The sequence below is a fragment of the Exiguobacterium sp. SH0S2 genome (assembly GCF_004337185.1).
Taxonomy (GTDB): Bacteria; Bacillota; Bacilli; order Exiguobacteriales; family Exiguobacteriaceae; genus Exiguobacterium; species Exiguobacterium aurantiacum_A.
On the sequence record NZ_SJVB01000001.1, the window covers coordinates 422,449 to 446,807 of the forward strand.

At 51.6% G+C, this 24,359-nt stretch carries 23 protein-coding genes; all 23 read right to left on the bottom strand.

The genetic code is table 11. The annotated features are described in order from the left end of the window. Positions 1–15 precede the first annotated feature (15 nt). The 23 genes from EVJ21_RS02185 to flhA all read right to left on the bottom strand — a co-directional run bounded on the left by EVJ21_RS02185 (position 16) and on the right by flhA (position 24,357). Positions 16–312, bottom strand: coding sequence for a YlxQ family RNA-binding protein (locus EVJ21_RS02185; RefSeq protein ID WP_070327464.1), 297 nt, complete (start codon positions 310–312; stop codon positions 16–18). Next, entirely contained in the window at positions 309–587 is a 279-nt protein-coding gene (gene rnpM, locus EVJ21_RS02190) for an RNase P modulator RnpM (RefSeq protein WP_233589595.1), read from the bottom strand. Before rnpM ends, EVJ21_RS02185 begins: the two co-directional genes overlap by 4 nt. Then, complete coding sequence (gene nusA / locus EVJ21_RS02195) at positions 584–1,750, bottom strand: transcription termination factor NusA (protein ID WP_070327466.1); 1,167 nt, start codon at positions 1,748–1,750, stop codon at positions 584–586. Before nusA ends, rnpM begins: the two co-directional genes overlap by 4 nt. Positions 1,751–1,762: 12 nt before the next feature. After that, the gene (rimP, locus tag EVJ21_RS02200) at positions 1,763–2,233 is read right to left on the bottom strand and encodes a ribosome maturation factor RimP (protein WP_070327467.1); all 471 of its coding nucleotides are present in this window, start codon (positions 2,231–2,233) and stop codon (positions 1,763–1,765) included. 119 nt (positions 2,234–2,352) lie between these two features. Next, entirely contained in the window at positions 2,353–6,645 is a 4,293-nt protein-coding gene (locus EVJ21_RS02205; protein WP_131465267.1) for a PolC-type DNA polymerase III, read from the bottom strand. A 76-nt stretch (positions 6,646–6,721) separates the two neighbouring features. Continuing rightward, a complete protein-coding gene (locus tag EVJ21_RS02210) occupies positions 6,722–8,422 on the bottom strand; it encodes a proline--tRNA ligase (protein WP_131489835.1) in 1,701 nt (566 codons plus the stop codon). Between the two features lie 31 nt (positions 8,423–8,453). Continuing rightward, complete coding sequence (gene rseP, locus EVJ21_RS02215) at positions 8,454–9,704, bottom strand: RIP metalloprotease RseP (RefSeq protein ID WP_131440240.1); 1,251 nt, start codon at positions 9,702–9,704, stop codon at positions 8,454–8,456. 16 nt (positions 9,705–9,720) lie between these two features. Beyond that, positions 9,721–10,866: a 1-deoxy-D-xylulose-5-phosphate reductoisomerase gene (locus tag EVJ21_RS02220; protein ID WP_131440242.1), complete on the bottom strand. Its 1,146-nt coding sequence runs from the start codon at positions 10,864–10,866 to the stop codon at positions 9,721–9,723. A 13-nt stretch (positions 10,867–10,879) separates the two neighbouring features. Continuing rightward, the gene (locus EVJ21_RS02225) at positions 10,880–11,677 is read right to left on the bottom strand and encodes a phosphatidate cytidylyltransferase (protein WP_070327472.1); all 798 of its coding nucleotides are present in this window, start codon (positions 11,675–11,677) and stop codon (positions 10,880–10,882) included. Position 11,678: 1 nt separating this feature from the next. Then, positions 11,679–12,416 (bottom strand): undecaprenyl pyrophosphate synthase, encoded by a 738-nt coding sequence (locus EVJ21_RS02230; protein ID WP_131489836.1) that lies wholly within the window; start codon positions 12,414–12,416, stop codon positions 11,679–11,681. Between the two features lie 83 nt (positions 12,417–12,499). After that, positions 12,500–13,060 carry a ribosome recycling factor gene (gene frr / locus EVJ21_RS02235; RefSeq protein WP_035385902.1) on the bottom strand — a complete coding sequence of 187 codons (561 nt, stop codon included), beginning with the start codon at positions 13,058–13,060 and terminating at the stop codon, positions 12,500–12,502. Beyond that, a complete protein-coding gene (pyrH, locus tag EVJ21_RS02240; RefSeq protein WP_071399619.1) occupies positions 13,057–13,782 on the bottom strand; it encodes a UMP kinase in 726 nt (241 codons plus the stop codon). The genes frr and pyrH overlap by 4 nt, the downstream gene beginning before the upstream one ends. Before the next feature lie 109 nt (positions 13,783–13,891). Next, the gene (gene tsf / locus EVJ21_RS02245) at positions 13,892–14,773 is read right to left on the bottom strand and encodes a translation elongation factor Ts (protein WP_070327475.1); all 882 of its coding nucleotides are present in this window, start codon (positions 14,771–14,773) and stop codon (positions 13,892–13,894) included. Between the two features lie 120 nt (positions 14,774–14,893). After that, complete coding sequence (gene rpsB / locus EVJ21_RS02250) at positions 14,894–15,634, bottom strand: 30S ribosomal protein S2 (protein WP_021067146.1); 741 nt, start codon at positions 15,632–15,634, stop codon at positions 14,894–14,896. 152 nt (positions 15,635–15,786) lie between these two features. After that, positions 15,787–16,146, bottom strand: coding sequence for a hypothetical protein (locus EVJ21_RS02255; protein ID WP_131489837.1), 360 nt, complete (start codon positions 16,144–16,146; stop codon positions 15,787–15,789). 12 nt (positions 16,147–16,158) lie between these two features. After that, complete coding sequence (locus EVJ21_RS02260) at positions 16,159–16,929, bottom strand: FliA/WhiG family RNA polymerase sigma factor (protein ID WP_035385905.1); 771 nt, start codon at positions 16,927–16,929, stop codon at positions 16,159–16,161. A 12-nt stretch (positions 16,930–16,941) separates the two neighbouring features. Beyond that, complete coding sequence (locus EVJ21_RS02265; RefSeq protein ID WP_131440252.1) at positions 16,942–17,427, bottom strand: chemotaxis protein CheD; 486 nt, start codon at positions 17,425–17,427, stop codon at positions 16,942–16,944. Next, positions 17,420–18,019, bottom strand: a complete 600-nt coding sequence (locus tag EVJ21_RS02270) for a chemotaxis protein CheC (RefSeq protein WP_070327478.1) — start codon at positions 18,017–18,019, stop codon at positions 17,420–17,422. Before EVJ21_RS02270 ends, EVJ21_RS02265 begins: the two co-directional genes overlap by 8 nt. Further along, a complete protein-coding gene (locus tag EVJ21_RS02275; protein ID WP_016508282.1) occupies positions 18,009–18,440 on the bottom strand; it encodes a chemotaxis protein CheW in 432 nt (143 codons plus the stop codon). The genes EVJ21_RS02270 and EVJ21_RS02275 overlap by 11 nt, the downstream gene beginning before the upstream one ends. Before the next feature lie 12 nt (positions 18,441–18,452). Then, a complete protein-coding gene (locus tag EVJ21_RS02280; protein WP_131465273.1) occupies positions 18,453–20,429 on the bottom strand; it encodes a chemotaxis protein CheA in 1,977 nt (658 codons plus the stop codon). 19 nt (positions 20,430–20,448) lie between these two features. Continuing rightward, positions 20,449–21,288, bottom strand: coding sequence for a MinD/ParA family protein (locus EVJ21_RS02285; RefSeq protein WP_070327481.1), 840 nt, complete (start codon positions 21,286–21,288; stop codon positions 20,449–20,451). Continuing rightward, a complete protein-coding gene (locus EVJ21_RS02290) occupies positions 21,267–22,337 on the bottom strand; it encodes a flagellar biosynthesis protein FlhF (RefSeq protein WP_131489838.1) in 1,071 nt (356 codons plus the stop codon). Before EVJ21_RS02290 ends, EVJ21_RS02285 begins: the two co-directional genes overlap by 22 nt. A 1-nt stretch (position 22,338) precedes the next feature. Then, positions 22,339–24,357 carry a flagellar biosynthesis protein FlhA gene (flhA, locus tag EVJ21_RS02295; protein ID WP_255569991.1) on the bottom strand — a complete coding sequence of 673 codons (2,019 nt, stop codon included), beginning with the start codon at positions 24,355–24,357 and terminating at the stop codon, positions 22,339–22,341. Positions 24,358–24,359: the final 2 nt, after the last annotated feature.

The window sequence follows — 24,359 nt, forward strand, 5'->3', positions numbered from 1 at the left end:
CACCTCCGTTAATAGTTAAGAGAGAAGTTGCTTAAGCTTGTTCGCAAATCCGGATTCTGTCACAGACACGACGACTCGCATGTCTTTACCTAAAGCAGCTCCGATTGTATGTCGGTCGCTCACTTCGATTAATGGAACACCATACGATGTACATTTGTCGGTAATCCGTTTTCTCGTCGACGCTCCCGCGTCTCCGGCAAGAATGACGAGCTTGGCTCGGCCAGCCCGTACATCCTTCAAGACAAACTCTTCTCCCATCGTTACCTTCCTCGCACGTGAGGCGAGGCCTAACAATGATTCCCACTGACTCATGATTCGGCACCTGTGACAGCTTGTTCTAGCTGTTCATAAAGTGTCTCGCTCGTCTTCACTTTCAGATGGTGATCAAGCGTTCGTTTTTTCTCTGCTAAACGAATCACATCGACATCTCTTGACAAATACGCGCCACGACCGTTCAGTTTGCCGGTCGTGTCGATGACGACGTCGCCTTCCGGCGTCCGTACGACACGAATCAAATCGTTCTTTGGTAACATCTCTTGAGTGATCACACATTTACGCAAAGGAAGTTTCTTTTGCTTCATGGTCATTCCTCTTCTTTTACCGCGGTTGGTTCGAGCGTCACATCAACCGAGTCAGTCTGTTCAACTTCATTGTGAACAATTTCTGGCGTTGATTCAACTTTTTCGGCATACGTATCGAACAAGTTCATGCTCTCTGCATCCGTCTCACTCTTAATATCAATTTTCCAACCTGTCAACTTGGCGGCGAGGCGCGCGTTTTGACCGCGTTTCCCGATCGCGAGCGACAATTGATAGTCCGGCACGACGACTGTCGTCGACTTGTTCGGTTCATTGACATATACGTCAACGACTTGAGCCGGGCTGAGTGCGTTTTTAACGAACTCTTTTGGATCGTTCGACCAACGGACGATGTCGATCTTCTCACCGTTCAATTCATCGACGATCGTCTGGACACGTTGCCCTTTTGGACCGACACATGCGCCGACCGGATCGACGATGTCTGAATGGACCGCGATTTTCGAACGGTCTCCCGCTTCACGCGACACCGACATGACGTCGACCGTCCCGCTCGCGATTTCTGGAACTTCGAGTTCGAACAAACGACGAAGTAGGCCAGGATGTGTCCGCGACACTTGAATCGCCGCGCCAGAACCTTTCGTCGTCGAGTCAACTTTCGTCACGTATACTTTGATGCGTTCATGAATCTTATACGACTCGTTCGGCATCTGTTCGTTCGGCGTCAACACTGCCTCGATGTTGTTCTCTAAACCGATGTACAAGTTGCGCGGGTCAAACCGCTCGACGATCCCTGTCATGATCTCGTCTTCTTTATCGACGAAGTGGTTGTAGATGCGTTCGCGCTCGGCTTCACGCATCTTTTGCGTGACGACTTGTTTGGCCGTCATCGCTGCGACACGACCGAAGTCGCTCGGTGTCACTTCTTCTTTATGGAAGTCCCCTAACTCAAAGTTCGGGTCGATTTCGTGAGCTTCTTCAAGCGAAAGCTGTTGGTCCGGATGCGTCAGGCGTTCAACGACTTCGAGAAGCGCGAACACGCGAATGTCACCTGTCACTTGGTCAAACTCAACTTTGACGTGCTCGTTCGGGTTGGCGACGTTTCGGCGATATGCCGAAATGAGCGCCTGTTCAAGCGCGTCGATGATGATTTCTTTCTCGATCCCTTTTTCTTGTGCAATCTGTTCGATTGTTGTGAGTAATTGTGGCCCCATCTTTACCTCTCCTTAACTAAACGTGACCGCTAGGCGGGCTTGTGCAATTTTATCAACCGGTAGCGATATCGCTTTTTTTCTAGTCTTGATGCGCGTTTCGACAACTGCGGTCTCGCCGTCGTACTCCGTCAAAATGCCCTCGAACTCTTTGGCACCTTCAATCGGGGCAAACGTTTTAATGTAGACGTTTTTCCCAATCGCCCGCTCAAAGTCAGTCGGCTTTTTAAGTGGTCGTTCGGCACCGGGACTCGAGACGTCAAGATAATAGGCTTGTTCGATTGGGTCGGTAGCGTTTAATTTCTCCGAGAGTTGCTCGTTGATGTTGACGCAATCATCTAAATCGACGCCCCCCGGTTTATCGATATAGACGCGCAAGAACCAGTCTGGCCCTTCTTTCACGAATTCAACATCGACCAATTCCATGTTCGCTTGCTCGACAATCGGCAACGCGATTGTTTCGACGACTTCTGTTATTTTGGACACTCTCATCCCTCCTTCTGGCTTTTACATACAAGAAAGGAGTAGGGTTCCCTACTCCTTTCCGTCGTAGTATCCAACATTGTTCGATACCAATATATCATATTTTCCCGCTTTTTCGCAACTTACACCCCAAAATCAAAGAACGAAAGTTGGTTCTCGTCAGGCAGGCCTTCGAGACATTTCATCGTATCGAGCGTCTCGATAATCGTCTTCGACAATTTCGCCCGTTTCCGGAGATCCTCTTTTGACAAGAACTGACCTTCGGCACGCGCCTCGACAATCGCTTTCGCCGCGTTCGTCCCGAGTCCATCGACAGCGTTGAACGGTGGAATGAGCGTGTTGCCTTCAATCAAGAACTCGGTCGCATTCGAACGGTAAAGATCGATGTTTTGGAATTTCATGCCGCGTTCGAGCATCTCAAGTGCGAGTTCGAGCACGGTGTGAAGCCCTTTATCTTTCGCCGTGGCGTCGAAGCCTTTCTCCCGGATATCAGACATCGCCTTGCGGACGGCCTGAGACCCTTTGATCATCGCCGACAAATCAAAATCACCGGCGCGGACCGTAAAGTATGTCGCGTAATACAGAATCGGATGGTGCACTTTGAAGTAAGCGATCCGGACGGCCATGAGCACGTACGCGGTCGCGTGTGCTTTCGGGAACATGTATTTGATCTTCTTACAAGAAGAGATGTACCATTCCGGGACGCTGTTCTCCCGCATCTCTGACTCCATGTCGTCAGACAAACCTTTCCCTTTACGGACCGACTCCATGATCTTAAAGGCGAACGATGGCTCAAGTCCGGCGTAGATCAAGTAGACCATAATGTCGTCACGACACCCGATGACGTCTTTCAGTTCACACGTCCCGTTATAGATCAACTCGTTCGCATTCCCGATCCAAACGTCCGTCCCGTGAGACAGACCTGAAATTTGGACGAGCTCTGAGAACGTGGACGGTTTCGTCTCTTCAAGCATTTGCCGGACGAACTTCGTCCCAAACTCAGGAATACCGAGCGTCCCTGTTTTTGACTCGATTTGCTCCGGTGTGACACCGAGCACTTCTGGTGACGAAAAGATTTTCATGACGGTCGGATCATCCGTCGGGATCGTCAACGGGTCGATGCCTGATAAGTCTTGGAGCATCCGGATGACGGTCGGGTCATCGTGTCCGAGAATGTCGAGCTTGAGCAAGTTGTCGTGAATCGAATGGAAGTCGAAGTGTGTCGTCTTCCATTCAGACGTTCGATCGTCGGCTGGATACTGGATCGGCGAGATTTCGGCGATGTCCATATAGTCCGGGACGACGATAATCCCGCCTGGATGCTGCCCGGTCGTCCGTTTGACACCGGTGACACCCGAGACGAGACGATCGACTTCGGCGTTCCGGTAAATCTTGTCGTTTTCGGTCGCATAGCCTTTCACATACCCGTACGCCGTCTTGTCGGCAATCGTCCCGATCGTCCCGGCACGATAGACGTACTCTTCTCCGAACAACACTTTCGTGTACGCGTGAGCGTGAGGCTGGTACTCACCTGAGAAGTTCAAATCGATATCTGGTACTTTGTCCCCTTTAAAGCCAAGGAACGTCTCGAACGGGATATCGTGTCCATCTTTCGTATACCACGTCCCACACTCCGGACATTGCTTGTCCGGAAGATCGTAACCGGAACCGATCGACCCGTCATTAAAGAAGTGAGAGTGTTGACACTTCGGACAGACATAATGCGGTGGTAGTGGATTGACCTCGGTGATCTCGGTCATCGTCGCGACGAGACTCGACCCGACCGATCCCCGTGAACCGACGAGGTAACCGTCGTCAAGTGACTTCTTGACGAGTTTATGTGAGATCAAATAAATGACGGCGAAACCGTGGCCGATGATTGATTTCAGTTCCTTCTCGAGCCGGGCCTCGACGATCTCCGGAAGCTCGTCCCCGTAAATCGAGCGGGCCATGTCATAACTCATATTGCGGACCTCGTCATCCGCCCCTTCGATTTTCGGCGTATACAGTTCATCCGGGATAATTTGAATCGCTTCGATCTGATCGGCGATTGCGTTCGGATTCGTGATGACAATCTCCCGTGCGAGCTCGTCACCTAAAAATTTAAACTCTTCCATCATTTCTTTCGTCGTCCGGAAATGGGCATGAGGCAACTCTTTTCTCGTGTTAATGAAGTTGGCCCCACCTTGCGTCCGGATCAGGATTTCGCGATACGACCGATCCGTCCGGTCCAAGTAATGGACGTTCCCGGTCGCACAGACCGGAAGTCCGGCTTGACCTGCCACGCGAATGATCCGTTTGATAATATCACGAAGTTCAAGCTCGTTCGCGACGATCTCTTTATCGATCAGATGCATATACAGTGCTGGCGGATGAATCTCGATGAAGTCATAAAATGCCATCATCTTCTCGAGCTCTTCGTCCGACTTGTTCAAGGCGGCGTCAAAGATCTCGCCGTTGTCGCACGCCGAGCCGATGAGCAGCCCTTCTCGGCGCTTCTCGATCTCTGAGCGCGGCATTCGAGCCATCCGGAACAAATAGTCGATGTGCGACAACGAGATCAACTCATACAAGTGGCGCAATCCTGGCTTTTTCGTTTTCGCGTAAACCGTCGCATGAAACGGACGGATCTTCGAGACGTCACTGCCGACTTTCGCGTTCAGTGACCGATGCGTCTGCATCTCGAACATCTGTTTCGCCAAATCGAGCAACTTCATGAGCAGGTACGCCGTCGCCTCGGCGTCATAGATGGCCCGGTGATGCTGCGTCAATTCGATATCAAACCGCTTGGCGAGCGTGTTGAGACGGTGGTTTTTGAGCGTCGGTAAAATCGTCCGGGCCAGTTCAAGCGTATCGATGACCGGATAATCGTCTGGCTCATGTCCTCCGCTTCGGAGCGTCGCCTCGAGAAAGCCCATATCGAACGAGGCGTTATGAGCGACGAGAATCCCGTCGCCGCACCAGTCGACGAACTGTTTCGCGATCACTTCTGGGTCGGGCTGTCCGTGGACCATGTCATCGGTGATCCCGGTCAGTTCAATCGTCGTCGCCGAGAGTTGATGCTTCGGGTCGGCGAACGCTTCGAACCGGTCGATGATCTCACCGTCTTTAATCTTGACGCCGGCGAGTTCGATGATTTTGTTGTAGACGGCCGACAGACCGGTCGTCTCGACGTCGAACACGACGTACGTCGCCTCGTCGAGCGAGACGTCGGTCGGATGATACGCGACAGGCACGCCGTCATTGACGACGTTCGCCTCGACACCGTACAAGATTTTAATGTCATTCTTTTTCCCGGCATAATATGCTTCCGGGAACGACTGCACACCGGCATGGTCGGTGATGGCGATGGCGCGATGACCCCACTTGGCGGCCCGGGCGACGAGCGCCGACACGTTCGTGACCGCATCCATCTGGCTCATCTGCGTATGGGCGTGCAGTTCGACGCGCTTCTCCCCGGCCCATTCGTCACGCTTCGGTTCGACTTTCACTTCTTGGAGCTGCGACGCCATCATGCACAGTTCGCGCATGAAGCTATCGTCTTCGACCCGTCCGGCCGCTTGGATCCACATGCCTTTTTTGACGGCACTGAGCATACGGTCGTCATCATCGTCACGTGCGAACACTTTGACGATGAGCGAATCGGTATAATCGGTCATCTTGATCGTGAATAGCTTCTTCCCGCTCTTCAACTCTTTCCGTTCGGCTGAAAACACGAGTCCACGGATGGCGACACGGCGTTCTTCTTCGATGATCGTCTTGATCGGGACGATCTCGTCTTTGATCAAAGCGCCCATCCGCACTTCCGTGATCGGCTCATCGTTCGTCTCGGTCGCTTTGGCGAACTGGGCCGCGAGTGCGAGTTTCGCCTGTTCGATATCTTCTTGGACGACTTGTTCACGCAACGCCTGATTCGCTTCCGCGTCTTCTGAGAAACTCGCTTGGCACGGCTTTTTCATAAATCCGTAAGCACTGTAGAGCGCTTGAACTTCTTGGCACAGCTCTTTATCGACATAGCTCGCCTCAGGTGCGGAGCGGACGGGAATGAGCAACTTGTTTTGCTCGAAGCGCGGTTTGACAGTTGCGAAATAGCTTCGCATCGCCCCCGACACTTGACTGAGCTCACTGACGATGCGCGGCCAGTAGTCGATATAATCCTGCTCGCTTCCACCCGTCTCTGTCGTAAAACGAGCGTACACTTCATCGGCAAACGTCGCGTACCGATTCTCGACCCGACTCATGAACAATTGATAAACCTCATATGGTAACACTTGGCGGATCTTGAAGTAAAACGTCCACGTCCGTCGTTGCTTATTGACGACAAGACGCGATAGTTCCGCTCCGTCGAACTGATCACTCTCTGTCGTGATCCCGAGATCCGTCAACAGTAATTGCATCTTTTGATTTGCTTCCACGGGTAAGTCGTCCCCCCCTTTTATATGACAATGTCGAAAAATGAAGGTGACGGCAAGAAACCGTCACCTTCATCGATCAATGCGTCTCGTTGAGCTGCGCGACAATTACTTGCGGCAACTCTTCTACCGTCGTTTCAATCACTTCGCCCGTAGCACGGACTTTCACTTCGACGATGCCTTCGCCGGCTTTCTTCCCGACGTTGATACGAATCGGCAAGCCGATCAAGTCAGCGTCGGCAAATTTAACGCCGGCCCGTTCTTTGCGGTCGTCGTACAATACATCATACTTCGACGATAGTTCATCGTAAAGTCGATTCGAAAGTTCGAGTTGCGTCTCGTCTTTCGCGTTGATCGCGATCAAGTGCAGATCAAACGGTGCGACACTCTTCGGCCAAACGATGCCGCGGTCGTCGTGGTGCTGTTCGACGATTGCCGAAAGCGTCCGCGAGACACCGATGCCGTAACAACCCATGATGAGTGGTTCCGCCCGGCCTTCTTCGTTCAAGAACGTCGCGCCCATCGCTTCTGAGTAACGCGTGCCGAGTTTGAACACTTGACCGACCTCGATCCCACGTGCGAACCGGACTGGACCAGATTCGTCTGGTGCCAAGTCGCCTTCGACGACGAAGCGGAGGTCATGATACGTCAAGTGCGACAAGTCGCGTTCTGCATTGACGTGCATGAAGTGCGTGTTCGCAACGTTGGCGCCACATACCGCATCGACTAAATATTTAACGGCGTAATCCGCGACGACTTTGACCGGTGCGTTGATCGGTCCGAGCGTTCCTGGTTCACAGCCGAACAATTCAATGATCTTCGACTCGTCTTCCATTTGGATATCGAGTCCGCCAAGGGCGTTCTTCACTTTGACATCGTTCGCTTCGTGATCGCCGCGAACAATCGCCATGACCGTCTCGCCGTCGACGTTGAACAACACCGACTTGATCGTCGTGTTCGTCTCCACGCCCAAGAATCGCGCCACGTCTTCGATCGTCTTATGCTCTTTCGTATCGACTTTATCGAGCTCGAGCACAACACCCGCTTGCATGTCGTAACGGTCAAGCGTTTCCGCCATCTCGATGTTCGCCGCGTATGACGACGAGTCCGTATAGACGATCGTATCCTCACCGATTTCGGCGAGCGCCTGGAATTCGTGCGTGTCTTTCCCGCCAATCGCGCCTGAATCGGCCACGACCGGACGATACTTCAAACCGGTGCGGTCAAAGATGCGCGAATAAACGTTGTACATATTGTCGTACTCTTCGTCCAAATCAGCCTGTGTGGCGTGGAACGAGTAGGCATCTTTCATCAAAAACTCACGTCCGCGTAATAATCCGAACCGCGGACGACGCTCATCGCGATACTTCGTCTGAATCTGGTACAAGTTGACCGGTAACTTCTTATACGAGTTCAACTCGTCACGGACGATCGACGTGATCAACTCTTCGTGAGTCGCTCCAAGTGCGAAACGGCGGTCATGACGGTCCGTCAAACGCATCAGTTCAGGTCCGTAGATGTCCCAACGTCCCGTCTCTTCCCATAGCTCCGCTGGTTGGATCGCCGGCATGAGCAGTTCTTGCGCCCCGGCCCGGTTCATCTCTTCACGGATGATCGTTTGAATATTTTGTAACACACGATGACCGAGTGGTAAATAAGAGTAGATCCCCGCTGCATTTTGTCGAATAAATCCACCGCGCACGAGAAGTTGATGGCTGACAGCTTCAGCGTCAGCAGGAACCTCTCTCAAAGTAGGCATAAGCAATCTCGATTGTTTCATAAATATCAACGTTTCCCTTCTCTAACACAGTCTATTTGAAAAATGATTGGATATCGTTCCAAGTGACGATGAGCATGAGCAGCATAAGCAGGGCAAATCCGATAAAGTGGACGAACCCTTCTTTTTTTGGATCGATCGGTCGACCACGCACTGCCTCGAACAACAAGAAGATGAGTCGTCCCCCGTCAAGCGCCGGAAGCGGCAACAAGTTGAAGATCGCCAAGTTGACGGATAAAAGTGCCGTCCAGTTGAGCAACATGATGAAACCGCTCGCCGCCACTTCGTCGGTCATGCGGACAATCCCGACCGGACCTGCGAGTTGATCGACTCCGACTTGGCCGGTCACTAAATCACCGACCGCAGAGAAAATCAATGTCGACATCGTCCACGTCGTCTCAGCTCCTGTTGTGAACGCTTTTGTCGGTGATCGCTCGAGCGCATTTGTCACGCCAAGGATACCGACCGTCTCACCATTTTGTTCGACTGCTTGAGGTGTGAGCGTTACCGTTTGTTCCTCACCCGCCCGAATATAGGTCACCTCGGTCGGTGTATCGGCACGATCGGCCAAAACCGTTCTCAGGTCGAGCCAGTTATCAATCGTCTCACCCTCGATCGAGACGATTTCGTCTCCGGTGACGAGCCCGGCTTGATCAGCCGCTGAATCCGGTTGTACCGTCCCGATTTGACCATCGTCTGTCGGTGTGCCTTGCACGAGACCGACAATGACGAGCAAGACGAAAGCAAGGACAAAGTTCATGGCCGGGCCGGCTGCGATCGCGAGCACTCGCTTCCAAACTGATTGCGCTCCGAACGTGCGGTCGTACGGTGCGATTTGAATCTCCATACCTTGATCGACGAGGAGTGTGTCGCGCTCGAGTGTGTACACCCGCACTTCTTCGTCGACGAGCAATTGAATCTTCAATTCACGGATTGAATCGAACTTGTCGACCGTGCCGACGACGTGTACATCCGTCGCTTGGTCCGGTTGGAAATAGACGCGGTCGACTGTGCCAGCGCTCGTTAACCGGAGCCCGACTTGTTGACCGGCCTTCACTTCGATCGGCTCGAAATCCTCACCTGCCATCTTGACGTAACCACCGATCGGCAATAAGCGAATCGTATAGAGCGTCTCATTCTTTCTGAACGAAAAGATTTTCGGTCCAAACCCGATTGCAAATTCATGACAGAGAATCCCTGCCCGTTTCGCCATGACGAGGTGTCCCCATTCATGAACTGAAATGAGCACCCCAAACATCAAAACGATGGCGATAAAAGTTTGCATGATCTATTTCCCACCTTCACTTTCGTTGCTGAATTTGTTCACGAACCGATTGATCGACTTGAAGGATCTGCTCAAGCGTCGGTTCTACAATGACTGTATGTGCATCCATCGCTTGCGCGACGATCGATTCAATCTCGACGAACGCAATCTTTCCGTTCAAGAACAAATCGACAGCCGTTTCGTTAGCCGCATTCAACACAGTTGGCATTGAACCACCTTGACGACCTGCTTCATACGCTAGTCGAAGAGCCGGATAGCGATCTAAATCGGCTTCCGCAAAATGGAGCGTCCCGATTTCTCTCAAGTTTAACCGCTTGTTCCCTTCGATTTCAAGCCGTTTCGGGGTAGAGAGCGCATAGAGGATCGGTCCCCGCATATCGGGGTTTCCGAGTTGCGCCATGACTGCGGCGTCTTTAAACTCGACCATCGAGTGAATGATCGACTCCCGATGGAGCACCACTTCAATATCATTATAATCGATATCGAACAACCAGTGCGCTTCGATGACTTCGAGCCCTTTGTTGAACATCGTCGCCGAATCGATTGTGATTTTTGCACCCATCGACCAGTTCGGATGATTGAGCGCTTCTTCGACGGTCACGCTCGCTAATTCAGCGCGTGTCTGATCACGGAAACTTCCGCCCGAGGCCGTCAAAATGATTTTTGAAACGTCCTCGCGACGTTCTCCGTTCAGGCATTGATAGATGGCCGAGTGTTCACTGTCGACTGGAAGCAAACTGACGCCGTGCTCTTTGACGGCGGCCATGACGAGATGTCCGGCTGTGACGAGCGTTTCTTTGTTCGCCAAGGCGATATCTTTACCGGCTTTAATGGCGGCAAGCGTCGGCTCTAAGCCGACTGCCCCGACGACGGCCGTGACGACCACATCGGCCCGCTCAGCGGTCGCACATTCGATCAACCCTTCGAGTCCGATAAAAAAGAGTGGTTCGTATGTAAGGCGTGGCTTGAGCTGTTCGAGTACCTCGATCGTTTTGGCTGATACGTATTTCGGGCGAAGGCGATTGATCCATTCCTCGGCTACCTCGACGTTCGTTCCGAACGCGTACGCCTCAAGTTCAAACAAGTCGGGGTGCTGCTCGATCACGTCGCACGTCTGTACGCCGATCGAACCAGTCGCCCCGATTAAGCTGATTCGCTTCATCTTGACACTCCTTTTACAACAAATTGAAAATCCAAATGACGGTGAATACCGCGATCATACTATCAAATCGGTCTAAAATGCCACCATGTCCCGGTAATAGATGTCCAGAATCTTTTACGCCAAACTGACGTTTGTACGCTGATTGTACCAAATCACCGAGCTGGCCGACGACAGAAACGACAACCGCTAAGACGAGCACTTCGACGAGCGGTAGGACCGGTTCAATCAAGACATAGACGACACCGACGACCACAGCTGAAACAATACCGCCGACAGCTCCTTCGATCGTCTTGTTCGGGCTGATCGAGGGCCACAGTTTCGTCTTGCCGATTGCTTTCCCCGTGAAATACGCACCCGAGTCGGTCGCCCAAATGATAAATAAGACGAGCAATACTTTCGCCAGCCCGTCTTCAGACAGACGGACGAGGGCAAAGCTTGAAAACCCGATGACGAGATAAACAGCCGAGACGAAATAAAAACTCGCATCTTCATATGTGAAACGGTTTTTCGTGACGACCGTCCAAAAGAGAAGCAGCATTAACCCGAGCACCATCCATTGACTCGTCGAAATCGGAAGTTCACTCGTCAACAACTGCCGTTCTAAGAGCATCATGACGAACGGGAACGCTACGAGCAACGATGTCACGAGGAACGGGAACGCTGTCAGCTTATGTTCACGCATCATCGTAAACTCGCTCAAACCGATCAAAGCGAGCACGCCCATCAAGATGACGAACGGGCTGCCGCCAAGGGCGATCAAGCTGACAAAGATGGCGCCGGCCCAAAGTCCGGTAATAATTCGTGTTTTCATATTACACTCCACCAAACCGACGCGTACGTGTATTGTACGCTTCGATTGCTTCGACGAAGTGCTCACGTTTGAACTCGGGCCACAATACGTCTGTGAAGTGGAGTTCGGCATACGCCCCTTGCCAGAGCAGGAAGTTCGATAACCGTTGTTCACCGCTCGTCCGAATGATCAAATCGACATCTTGCATATTCGTCATGAGCCGCTCTCCGATCATCGACTCGTCGATCTCATCTGGATTGATTTGTCCGGCCGACACGTCGCGCGCAATGTCACGCATTGCTTGGATGAGTTCGTCACGGCCGCCATAGTTCAACGCGAAGACGAGGTCTAACCCCGTGTTCGTCGCGGTACGCGTGCGCGCTTCCTCGACCGCCTCGCGTGTTCCACGCGGTAGTTTCGACACGTCACCGGCAACGAGCACTCTGACGTTTTGTTCGTCGAGTTCTTTTAAGTCGGTCTCTAAAAATTGCTTCGGCAACTTCATCAAAAAATTGACTTCTTCTTCTGGACGCGTCCAGTTTTCAGTCGAGAACGCGTAAAGCGTCAGCGACTTGATGCCGAGCTCTTGAGCCGTCCGGACTGATTCACGGACCGATTTCATCCCTTCCCGGTGACCCATGATGCGCGGGAGCCCGCGTTTCTTCGCCCAACGGCCGTTTCCGTCCATGATGATGGCGACATGTTCGGGGATGCTCAATTCCGCCTCAGTCTTCGTTTTAGGATTCACCCATTTAAACATAGTCTATCCTCCTGATTGTATGAAAGAGGGACCCTTTCAGTAAAAGGGTCCCCACACAGCTTTTTGGTATACCACTTCCGTGATTATACTTCCATGATCTCTTTTTCTTTGACCGCTGCAGACTCATCAATCTTTTTGATGTAAGAATCCGTTAACGTTTGAACGTCGTCCGCGTAACCGCGGAGGTCGTCTTCTGTCAAATCACCATCTTTTTCAAGCTTCTTCAAGTTCTCGTTCGCGTCACGACGAACGTTACGAACCGCAACTTTCGCTTCTTCCGCATACTTCTTCGTGATTTTAACGAGTTCTTTCCGGCGCTCTTCCGTCAAGGCAGGGATTGCTAAACGGATGACTGTCCCGTCCGAAGATGGCGACAGACCGAGATCCGCTCTTTGAATCGCTTTCTCGACTTCCGTTACGAGCGACTTGTCCCAAGGTTGGATCAACAAAAGACGAGCTTCCGGCGTGTTGATGTTCGCTACTTGGTTGAGCGGCGTTGGCACACCGTAGTAGTCGACTTGGACCGGGTCCAAAATCGATGCACTGGCGCGTCCGGTGCGGAGCGTCCCAAAATCACGTTTTAATGATGTATGGGCTTTAACCATCTTTTCTTCAGCCGTTTTCATAACTTCGTTTGCACTCATGAATTGATTCCTCCCACTACCGTCCCGATATGTTCCCCGAGAACGACACGTTTGATATTTCCTTCTTCAAGCAATGAGAATACAATCAGCGGAATATGGTTGTCCATGCATAGTGACGTCGCTGTCGAGTCCATGACTTGGAGACCGTCTTTTAAGACGTCCAAGTATGTGAGTGACTCGTATTTGACCGCATCCGGGACAAGTTTCGGGTCTGCCGAGTAGACGCCATCGACGTTGTTTTTCCCCATTAAGATGACGTCAGCTTCGATCTCGGCTGCCCGGAGCGCTGCTGTCGTATCTGTCGAGAAGTATGGGTTACCCGTCCCTGCTGCAAAGATGACGACCCGGCCTTTTTCAAGGTGGCGCATCGCCCGGCGGCGGATATACGGTTCAGCAACTTGACGCATTTCGATTGATGTTTGGACGCGGGTTTGGACACCGTGTGTTTCGAGGCTGTCTTGAAGTGCAAGCGAGTTAAGTACAGTTGCGAGCATGCCCATATAATCGGCATTGGCCCGGTCCATACCGAGTTCGCTTCCCGTCTTTCCGCGCCAGATGTTTCCGGCACCTACGACGACCGCTACTTCGACGCCCATGGCGACTAACTCTTTAATCTGTCCAGAAATCGAGTTGACGATTGCCGGATCGATTCCGTATCCTTGATCTCCTGCGAGCGCTTCTCCACTCAATTTTAACACAATTCTCTTATATTTCGGTTCCATACTTTGCCTCCTCATGCTTGAAAAAAGGGAACACGCTCCCTTAACGAACTAACTCAAGGTTATACAGACGTGTTCCCAATTTTAATTGCATCATCATACATGACGCAGATTATTTTTTAAGTTGGTTCATTACTTCTTCAGCAAAGTTTTCTTCGCGTTTTTCCATACCTTCTCCAACTTCGAAACGTACGAACGAGTTGATACGGCCGCCTTTAGACTCTACGTATTTTCCAACTTTGAAGTCAGCGTCTTTGACGAACGTTTGGTCGACGAGGCAGATTTCTTCGAAGTACTTGTTCATGCGTCCCGCGATCATCTTCTCGACGATGTTAGCAGGTTTGCCTTCGTTGATTGCTTGTTCAGTCAAGACTTTCTTCTCGCGCTCTGCTTCTTCAGCCGAGACTTCGTCACGTGTCGCGTAAAGTGGGTTAGCTGCTGCTACGTGCATAGCTACATCTTTCGCTACTGACTCATCTGTCGTGCCGTCGATGACGACGACCGAACCGATGCGTCCGCCCATGTGAAGGTAAGTGCCGAATACAGCGTCGTCCGCTTTTTCAAGAACAGCGATGCGACGGAGCGAGATTTTCTCTCCGATTGTCGATGCTTCTTCTTGAATGTGAATCTCAAGCGTTTTACCAGCCACGAATTCAGCAGAAAGTGCTGCTTCAACTGTTGTCGCACCTGAAGCGAGAACCGCTTTCGCCACATCGCTTACGAGTGTTTGGAACTTCTCGTTTTTAGAAACGAAGTCCGTCTCTGAGTTGACTTCGACGAGAGCAGCTTTGTTGCCTTCAACCGCTACTGCTGTCAAGCCTTCAGCTGCGATACGATCGCCTTTAGCTGCTGCTTTAGCAATCCCTTTTTCACGAAGGAAGTCGATTGCCGCTTGCATGTCACCGTCTGTTTCCACGAGTGCTTTTTTGCAATCGAGCATACCTGCTCCTGTTTTTTCACGAAGTTCTTTTACCATTGCTGCTGTAACTGCCATCGGAAATTCCTCCTTGTAAAACTTACATTTTTTTAAAATAAAAGCACTAGGCTTCGAATAGACTATTTCCTAAAAAAAGGTGATAAAAGGCTTTCCCTTTATCACCTGTTGTCTAACTGATTACTCAGCTTCTGTAGCTTCAGCTTCTGGAGCTACAGCTTCTTCAGCAACTTCTTCTTCGCCTTGCTTCGCTTCGATGATCGCATCAGCCATCTTAGAAGTGAGCAATTTAACCGCACGAATTGCATCGTCGTTCGCTGGGATAACGTAGTCGATTTCATCTGGGTCACAGTTTGTATCGACAATCGCAACGATTGGGATGTTCAATTTGTGAGCTTCTGCAATCGCGATCCGCTCTTTGCGTGGGTCAACGATGAAGAGAGCGTCAGGAACGCCTGGCATATCTTTGATTCCGCCGAGGAACTTCTCAAGACGTGTCATTTCTTTTTTCAAGATGATGACTTCTTTTTTAGGAAGTACTTCGAACGTGCCGTCAGCTTCCATTTTCTCAAGTTGCTTCAAGCGGTTAATACGCTTTTTGATTGTTGAGAAGTTTGTGAGTGTTCCACCCAACCAACGCTCATTGATGAAGTACATACCTGAACGGAGTGCTTCTTCTTTGATTGTATCTTGAGCTTGTTTTTTCGTACCTACGAAGAGGACGTTTCCGCCTTCTGCCGCGAGTTCACGAACGAAGTTGTAAGCTTCGTCTACTTTTTTAACCGTCTTTTGAAGGTCGATGATGTAGATTCCGTTACGCTCCGTGAAGATGTATTTCGCCATTTTTGGGTTCCAACGACGTGTCTGGTGACCGAAGTGTACACCAGCTTCGAGCAATTGCTTCATTGAGATTACTGCCATGATAAATTTCCTCCTTGTGGTTTAAAAAAGTCCTCCGCCTCGTTCATCGTTGTACTCCGACCTTTCGGCACCGAGGAATACCATCCCGAGACGTGTGTGATGTGTTTAACACCGAAAATTACTATAGCACATGTCGCCGAATCCGGCAACTCTCACTTTTGTCGAAGTTTCGCATAAAGCGCCACTTCGCCTTCCCCTTTTCCGAGGAGACGTGCCGTGTCGCGGACTGAATGACGGAGCAACACCTCTTCGACGCTCGGGTTAACCGCGCCGTCTTCAGACGTTTCAGTTTCTGTCTCGGCGATTTCAGCCGAGGTCGGTTTTGACGATTCAGGCGCGTCGTTTTTCACAACATCGCTCATCGATTCCATGAATGACAAGAGCAACGCCTCTGTCTCGCGTTTCTCGCTTTCGAGCCGATTGACGCGTTCGTTCAATGTTTGGATCTGCCGGAACCCGATCAATAGACCATAGGCAATCACGATCCCCGCGATCATCAACACAAAAGTCATCCCTTCACCTCCTCACGATGTCTTCTCTTCTAGATACGAGCGGCCTAGCGCCTGTTTGAGTGTCTTTAACGCCTTCGAATGAATCTGTGAGATGCGGGAAGTCGATAATTCTAACACTTCCCCAATCTCCGTCAATGTCAACTCGTCAAAATAAAATAACGAGACGACAAGACGTTCTTTTTCAGACAGATGATCAATCTCGGTCGTCAGCACGTCGACTAACTCGCGTTGCAACAACGTGTCTTCCGGTTTTTCCGAATCGGGGTCAAAGTACGTGACCGACATGACTTTTCCTTCTTCTTGGAGCGTCACCGCCTCGTCAATCGACAACATGTTCGCGAAATACCCTTCCGCCATCGCCTTTTCGATATCAGCGATCGGAAGCGCGCACGCGTCGGCCAATTCTTCTTTCGTCGGGGCACGGTGCAGCTTTTGCTCGAGTTGTTCGGCGACATGGTCAATCTTCTTCACGCGCTCTCGTACCGAGCGCGGCAGCCAATCGATTTTTCGAAGTCCGTCGATAATGGCACCCCGAATCCGAAAAGCTGCATACGTATCGAATTTATTATTATGTTCCGGATCATATTTCATGAGGGCATCGTACAATCCCATGTAACCCAAACTTTTCAATTCGTCGCGTTCGACGCTCTTTGGGAGCGTCACGATCATTCGTTGCACGTGATAATGGATCAGAAATTCATAATGTGATAATAATTCATTTGCCGTATCCATATCGCGGTCAGTATTCCAACGATCCCACAACTGGGTAAGCTGAGTCGTCATGTCGATCCCCCCTTATAGTTCTTTTGTTCCGATACTCACTGTCCGAATCGATAAGACGCATGTTGCCACGTCAAATTCAATCGTTCGTCCGTTATGCCCACCACAATCCTCGGCGATTAGCGGGATGTGATGTGCTTTTAAAGCGATGCGGATTGCTTCGGCATTTCGTTCCCCGATTCGCATCGCCGCGTTCTCATATTTGAATTGAAACATTTGGGCCCCACCGGCCATCTTGGCTTGCAGGCGTCCTGCCCCGGCCCGTTTGAGTGACTCGACAAGAGCATCGATGGCCGTATCCGCATATTTCCCGACTTCGATCGTCTGGTGTTTCCTTGCGATCGCCGAATCTGGAAGCATGACGTGTGCCATCGCCGCCACTTGCATCCGGGCATCATACAAGATGACACCGACGCATGAGCCGAGTCCCGCCGTGCGGAGCCGGTTCGGTGCTGTCGTTTGCTTCCACTCGGCAATCCCGATTTTAAGAACTTCAGCCATGGCCAAGCAACCTTCGTTGAATCCGATCTAGCGAGCCGTGCGTCGGTAAGAAGAGCACATGCCCGGCACTCACCTTCTCGTCAATCATGAACGTCGTGTCGATATAGAGCGCGGCATCTTCTTCCGGTTGAACGGACGTGACGACAAACTCGACGATCGATCCGGCCATATCAATCGCGGTCGCCGGCACTTGAATCATAATCGGCGTATTGAGCCAGTCGCCTAACGCTCGCGCGTAAGCCCCGCTCATAATGTTACCGATCTCTTCCCACGCCGATTGACCGAGCTCGTTGTTCGATTGGAACGTGAACGGTGAGCCGATCAGCGAAGCCACCATACTCTCCGCATCATCCACCGGGAACATGATCAGGATCATGCCACTGATCTCGCCCCCAAGCTCTAACAGGACAGAGGCCACATGGCGCTCCGGACCACCGACGCGGTCCGGTAAATATGTGATCGGTTCCATTTCAGCAGACGATACCGTGATGTTGACCGGCTTGGCGAGCAGTGTCGAGAGCGCGGTCGCCGCATGTCCAGAACCAATGTTCCCAAGTTCTTTTAACAAATCTTGTTCAAATTCACTCAGCATGTTGGTCCTCGAACAACGCGTTCGCATCGAGAAGCGAGAACAGCTTGTCCTCACCTTTAGCGATCGCCGTCAAGTGTGCCGAGTGCATCTCGTGGCTCGAATCCGGAATCGGTTCGATCCGGACTTCATCGCTCTCGACGACTTCGTTGGCACGATCGACGATAAAACCAGCATCGCCTTGATTCAAAGAAGCGATCAAAATCCGTGTCTCGTCTGTCGGTGCGATTTCTTCATAACCGAGGCGAAGCCTGAGGTCGATGACCGGTGTGACCACACCACGGAGGTTGATGACACCCTTCACGTGTGTTGGTGCGTTCGGCACCCGGGTGACAGGTTGTAACCGTTCAATCGAACGGACTGATTGGACATCGATTCCGTACGTGTTCGATGCGAGTGAAAACACTACCCATTTTTGTTCCATCTTTCTTCCTCCTTAAAAGAGATCGTTGCTGTCTACGATGAGAGCGACCCGTCCATCTCCGAGAATCGTTGCCCCCGAAATAGCCGGAATGCCTTCGAGATACGTCCCGAGTGGCTTCATGACAATCTCTTGTTGACCAATCAAGTCGTTCACGACGACTCCGACGAGTTTATTACCTTTACGCACGACGACGACCGGGAACTGTGATTTTGTTTCCGAATCGATCCCGAAAATTTCTTTTAAATAAACGAGCGGGACGAGTTGTCCGCGGAAATCGAAGACACGTTCGCGATGGGCCGTCAGGATGTTGGCTTCATCGAGCAATGTCGTCTCGAGAATCGATGACAACGGGATGGCATACGTCTCATCACCCGCTTGGACGAGCATCGCTGAGATGATTGATAACGTGAGCGGTAGACTGACTTGGAACTTGGTTCCTTGTCCGACCACGGTCTCGAGCGTGACGACACCACCGAGCGATTCGATTTTATTTTTGACGACGTCGAGTCCGACGCCACGACCTGATAAGTCTGTGACAACGTCTGCCGTTGAGAAGCCCGGTGCAAAGATGAGCATCGCGAGCTCGTTGTCTGTCATCGACGCCGCTTCTTCGGTCGTGATGACACCACGTTCGAGCGCTTTCGACCGAACTTTATCGACATTGATTCCCGCTCCATCATCTTCGATCTCGATGAAGACACGGTTACCGCCATGGTAAGCACGGAGGGCGAGTCGCCCTTGTTCCGGTTTGCCGGCTTGGACGCGTTTGTCAGGAAGCTCGATGCCATGATCGATCGCGTTGCGAATCAAGTGAACGAGCGGATCACCGATCTCATCGATTACGGTCCGGTCGAGTTCCGTGTCAGCTCCTGAGATATCGAGTTGAACTTTTTTATGAATGTCTTTCGCGACCGAGCGGACCATCCGTGGGAACCGGTTGAACACTTGCTCGATTGGCATCATCCGTAACGTCAACACGAGTGATTGCAGTTCGTTCGTGCCACGTTTGATTTTCTCGACCGTCTCGTTGAGTTCAGGCTGTCCGACCTCGTCGGCAAGGCGTTCGAGTCGGCCGCGGTCGATGATGAATTCTTCAAACAAGTTCATGAGACGATCGATCCGTTCTAAATTGACACGAATCGTCTTCGCTTGAGCGACAGCTTGTTCTTTCGGTTCTTCTGCTTCTTGCGCTTTCGGTTTTATTTCTTGCACTGCTACCGCTTCTGCACTCACAGCAATTTCCGGCTCGCTCTCGCTCACGCTCGTAAATACCGAGACGTGGACTGTTTCAACTTCCGACACTTGCGAGACGGCGTGTTCGATGACTGCAGCCGTCTCTTGTGACAAGAACAAGACGTCAAACGACAAGTCGAACTGTTCTTGCTCAATCGCTTCCGTTTCAGGGTGGGTCCGGACGACTTCACCGAGCTCTTGGAGCCGATCAAACACCATGTAAGCCCGGGCTGCTTTTAAGACGACGGCATCCGATAACTTAACATGAAGTTGGAACGCCTCAAAACCGGTCTGTTTCGCTTGTTCGATGACCGAATCCGCATACAAGTCGACAGTAAACACCGACGACTCTTCCGCCGCAGCGATTGTTTGTTCCTTACCTCCGATAAACGACTGGAATGCCGAAACCGTCGCTTTGACGTCGACGTTCGTACCAGTTCCACCCGTCTCGATGTCGGCAATCATCGCTTCAATCTGTTCCATCGCGATAAACATCGTATCAAGCAACAATTGGTTGCTCTCTTTTTTGCCTGACCGGACAAGGTCAAGGGCACTCTCCATCTCGTGTGTCAAATTGGCCACGCTTTCGTAACCCATCGTCGCCGACATCCCTTTGAGCGTATGGGCCGAACGGAAAATCTCTTGAACCGCTTCAGCGCTAGCCGTCTGCTCAAATTTCATCAACTGTGTGTTGACCGATTGGATATGCTCTTGTGACTCATCCAAAAACAACCCTAAGTATTCGTTCACGTCCATCTATATTGCCTCCCTGTCGTTAGACTCGCTTCCACTGTTGCCGCAAATTCCCAATCAACCGATCCATGAAGTGCCGTGGCTTCGGTGGTGTTCCGGTAAGCGTTGTCAAAATACGCTCGAGCCGCCAGCTAATATCACTCTTTCGGTCAAATTGGTAAAACGGGACTTGGGCGATGACCGCTTTCCTTACAGAAGCGTCATCTGGTAAAAAACCAAGGAACCGAATCGGTTTATTCAAAAACTGTCGGCATGCGACTTCCATCCGTTCGTAACACTGGAGTGCTTCTTCCCCCGACTGCGCCCGATTGACAATGACCCCGATCGGTAAATCCGGACTTTGACGATGCACGAGTTTCGTATACGCGTAACCATCCATCAGCGATGTCGGTTCTGGGGTCAGGATGAGAAACATCTCGTCACATCCTTCAATGAATCGTAACGATGTGTCCGTTGCTCCTGCTCCCATGTCAAACAGTACGTAATCATAAGTCGTCAGCACTTCAAGTTCACGCATTAAAAATTGCATGTCTGCTTCTGAGAATTGAACTAATGTGTCAAGTCCACTTCCTCCATGTAATATATCGACACCGTGCACGTCTTTCTGAACCGAAGACGCAAGCGGAGTCCGAGTTTTCACAGAATCGACCATCGTTTTAGACTGCGCCGCATTCAAAAGAATGTGCACGTTCGCCATCCCGATGTCGAGATCGACGATCAAGACACGCTTTCCGAGTTCGACGAGCCCGATTGCGGTGTTCACGCAGACGTTCGTCTTGCCGACACCGCCTTTTCCGCTCGCGAACGCGATTGTCGTTGGTGCGACATCCGTCTTCGCTCTTAAACGCCTTGCTTGGTCCATCGTGTCCACCCTTCCTTCTCAAGCATCTTTTGCGTCAAGATGTCTGGGTCGCCGGCGACCATATCGTCCGGCACTTCCTGGCCGTCTGTCAGCCAAGCGACGGGGAGTCCGCTCTCGCGCACCATCCGATACATCGCGTGGATATCACTCGTCTCATCCGCTTTCGTGAAGATGAGCGACCGGAGCGGCAACTTTTCAAACTGTCGGTAAATCAAATCCATGTCTTTCATTTTCGACGTCAGACTGAGCACGAGTGACAAGCTCGTCTCCGAGAAGTCGTGATGGTTATGAAACTGTTCGACGTACGCCTCATCGCGGAAATTGCGTCCGGCCGTATCGATCAAGACGATATCTTTTCTTGCAAACAGTTGTTTTGCCCGTTTAAAGTCGTCAAAGTCATAGGCGACCTCGACGGGGATATTTAAAATCTCGGCGTACGTCTTCAGCTGTTCGATCGCTGCGATCCGGTACGTGTCGGTCGTAATCAAACCGACCGACATCCCTTGGTCGAGCTTATAGTGGGCGGCAAGCTTCGCGAGCGTCGTCGTCTTGCCGACACCGGTCGGACCGACGAGCATGACGTAGCGCAACGCATCCGGGACCGGTAAAAAGGAACTGCGGATCTGGTCATAGACGTATTGCTCGACGACCTCTAGCGATTTAGTCGTATAGTACAGTTCGTTGATTCGCTCTTCCCACGATTCATTCGTGAACGACTCAGACGCTAAGAGCGACTCGATATGGGTCAGACCCGCTGGCAAACGTCTCTTTTCAGGAACAGGCGTCACCGGTTGTGGAGTGGGTGTAGGTGCAGGAATCGGCTTCGCCTTTGCTTGTTTCGGTTGCAGTTTCGGCTCGGTTCGAGGCTTGACCGTTAGCGGCGCTTTCTCGAGTGCGGCAATCACTTCAACTTCTTGTGAAGCGAACAACCCGAACCATCCTTTCTTGACTTGGCGAGAATTTAAGATGACAGCCTCGTCGCCGAGATCTTGTTTCACTTTCGCCATCACTTCGGACATCGTCTTGCCTGTATATTTTTTAATTTGCATATTAAATCACCCCAATACTTTTCACTTCGAGCGAGCTGAGCAATTCGTTATACGCAAGGACCGGAACGTCAGGATAGTACCGTTCGAGCAATTGTCTCACGAATATCCGAATCGTCGGCGAGCAAAGAATGACGGCCGAAGCCCCGTAGCGTTCAAACATCGACAGTTGTTCGCCAGAGCGCTCGATGATTTCGCGCGCTTGCTCCGGATCGAGCGCCAAATAGTTGCCAAACTCGGTTTTTTGGACAGCGTCTTGAATAAGTTGCTCGGTCTGCCCACCGAGTGTGACGACGTAGAGTGGACCGTCCGGCGGGCTGACTTGGTCAGTCAACTGTCGGGCGAGTCCTTGACGACAGTATTCGCCTAATATATCAGCGTCTTTCGTCACTTTTCCATAATCGGCCATCGTCTCAAACAAGAGCGGCAAGTTGCGAATCGAGACGTGCTCTTTCAATAGATGACGAAGTACTTTTTGGATATCTCCGATCGAGAGCACGGATGGGGTCACATCTTCGACGAGCACCGGATGCGTCTCTTTCAAATGCTCGACGAGTTGTTTCGTCTCTTCCCGTCCGAGTAGGTCGGACGCATGTTTCTTGAGCGTCTCCGTTAAATGCGTGGCGACGACTGAAGGTGGGTCGACGACGGTGTAACCGCTCATCTCGGCCCGCGTCCGCGTCTCTTCATCGATCCAGAGAGCGGGCAATCCGAAAGCCGGTTCCGTCGTTTCAATCCCGTACACTTCAGGGTCTTCAATTCCAGGGCTCATCGCCAAGTAGTGATCGAGTAATAACTCACCTTCTGCGACGACATTGCCTTTCACTTTGATCCGGTAAGCGTTCGGTGACAGTTGCAGGTGGTCACGGATTCGAACCGTCGGTAAGATGAATCCGAGTTCGAGTGCGAGTTGACGGCGGATCATGACGACACGGTCGAGCAGGTCGCCGCCTTGCGATTCATCCGCGAGTGGGATCAGCCCGTAGCCGAACTCGAACTCGATCGCATCGATTTGCAGGAGCGAGACGACGGTCTCGGTCGGTGCCGCTGGTTCCTCATCCGGTAGCGGTTCAGCAATCGCTTGCTTCAGGCTGCGGCGCATCGAGTATGCCCCGAAGAATGTCGCACCCGCGATCAGCGTCGTCACTGGAAGTAAACTTGGTGACACGAAACCGAGCAAGAAGATGACCGTGCCCGCGATATAGAGCAACGTCGGATTTTGACCGAGCTGGTCGACCACGTCTTCCCCGAGATTGCCGTCCGAGACGGCACGGGTGACGATGATCCCGGTCGCCGTCGAAATGAGGAGGGCCGGAATCTGACTGACGAGCCCATCCCCGATTGTCATAAGCGAGAACGTCGTAAACGACTCACCGACAGGTAATCCCATTTGGACAACGCCGATGATGATACCGAAAATCAAGTTGATGACGACGATAATGATTCCGGCAATGGCGTCACCTTTTACGAATTTCGAGGCCCCGTCCATCGAACCATAAAAATCAGCCTCGCTTTGAATCTTTTTACGGCGGATTTGGGCGTCTTTGTCATCGATCAACCCAGAGTTCAAATCGGCATCGATTGCCATTTGTTTCCCTGGCATCGCGTCGAGTGTGAATCGAGCCGAGACTTCCGATACCCGTTCGGCACCTTTCGTGATGACGACGAATTGGATGATGACGAGAATGAGGAATACGACAAATCCGACGAGAACGTTTCCGCCGATGACGAAGTTCCCGAACGTTTCAATGACTTCCCCACCATATCCGGTCGAGAGGATCGAGCGGGTCGTCGACACGTTCAGCCCGAGACGGAACAGCGTGACGATCAGCAAGAGAGATGGGAAGACAGAGAAATCAAGCGCTTCCCGGGCGTTCATCGCCACGAGTAAAATCATGAGGGCGATCAATATATTTATAATGATAAGAAAATCTAGTAAGAACCCCGGTAACGGGATGACCAGCATGACGACGATCATAAGAACGCCAATCAATACTGCGAAATCTTTAGCTTTTACAGCCAACG

What these genes read in the sequence shown, in the direction of transcription:
- EVJ21_RS02185 (WP_070327464.1), bottom strand. Translation starts at nt 312, where the DNA reads ATGAGTCAGTGGGAATCATTGTTAGGCCTCGCCTCACGTGCGAGGAAG.
- rnpM (WP_233589595.1), bottom strand. Translation starts at nt 587, where the DNA reads ATGACCATGAAGCAAAAGAAACTTCCTTTGCGTAAATGTGTGATCACT.
- nusA (WP_070327466.1), bottom strand. Translation starts at nt 1,750, where the DNA reads ATGGGGCCACAATTACTCACAACAATCGAACAGATTGCACAAGAAAAA.
- EVJ21_RS02210 (WP_131489835.1), bottom strand. Translation starts at nt 8,422, where the DNA reads ATGAAACAATCGAGATTGCTTATGCCTACTTTGAGAGAGGTTCCTGCT.
- rseP (WP_131440240.1), bottom strand. Translation starts at nt 9,704, where the DNA reads ATGCAAACTTTTATCGCCATCGTTTTGATGTTTGGGGTGCTCATTTCA.
- EVJ21_RS02220 (WP_131440242.1), bottom strand. Translation starts at nt 10,866, where the DNA reads ATGAAGCGAATCAGCTTAATCGGGGCGACTGGTTCGATCGGCGTACAG.
- EVJ21_RS02225 (WP_070327472.1), bottom strand. Translation starts at nt 11,677, where the DNA reads ATGAAAACACGAATTATTACCGGACTTTGGGCCGGCGCCATCTTTGTC.
- EVJ21_RS02230 (WP_131489836.1), bottom strand. Translation starts at nt 12,416, where the DNA reads ATGTTTAAATGGGTGAATCCTAAAACGAAGACTGAGGCGGAATTGAGC.
- frr (WP_035385902.1), bottom strand. Translation starts at nt 13,060, where the DNA reads ATGAGTGCAAACGAAGTTATGAAAACGGCTGAAGAAAAGATGGTTAAA.
- pyrH (WP_071399619.1), bottom strand. Translation starts at nt 13,782, where the DNA reads ATGGAACCGAAATATAAGAGAATTGTGTTAAAATTGAGTGGAGAAGCG.
- tsf (WP_070327475.1), bottom strand. Translation starts at nt 14,773, where the DNA reads ATGGCAGTTACAGCAGCAATGGTAAAAGAACTTCGTGAAAAAACAGGA.
- rpsB (WP_021067146.1), bottom strand. Translation starts at nt 15,634, where the DNA reads ATGGCAGTAATCTCAATGAAGCAATTGCTCGAAGCTGGTGTACACTTC.
- EVJ21_RS02255 (WP_131489837.1), bottom strand. Translation starts at nt 16,146, where the DNA reads ATGACTTTTGTGTTGATGATCGCGGGGATCGTGATTGCCTATGGTCTA.
- EVJ21_RS02260 (WP_035385905.1), bottom strand. Translation starts at nt 16,929, where the DNA reads ATGACGACTCAGCTTACCCAGTTGTGGGATCGTTGGAATACTGACCGC.
- EVJ21_RS02265 (WP_131440252.1), bottom strand. Translation starts at nt 17,427, where the DNA reads ATGGCTGAAGTTCTTAAAATCGGGATTGCCGAGTGGAAGCAAACGACA.
- EVJ21_RS02270 (WP_070327478.1), bottom strand. Translation starts at nt 18,019, where the DNA reads ATGCTGAGTGAATTTGAACAAGATTTGTTAAAAGAACTTGGGAACATT.
- EVJ21_RS02275 (WP_016508282.1), bottom strand. Translation starts at nt 18,440, where the DNA reads ATGGAACAAAAATGGGTAGTGTTTTCACTCGCATCGAACACGTACGGA.
- EVJ21_RS02280 (WP_131465273.1), bottom strand. Translation starts at nt 20,429, where the DNA reads ATGGACGTGAACGAATACTTAGGGTTGTTTTTGGATGAGTCACAAGAG.
- EVJ21_RS02285 (WP_070327481.1), bottom strand. Translation starts at nt 21,288, where the DNA reads ATGGACCAAGCAAGGCGTTTAAGAGCGAAGACGGATGTCGCACCAACG.
- EVJ21_RS02290 (WP_131489838.1), bottom strand. Translation starts at nt 22,337, where the DNA reads ATGCAAATTAAAAAATATACAGGCAAGACGATGTCCGAAGTGATGGCG.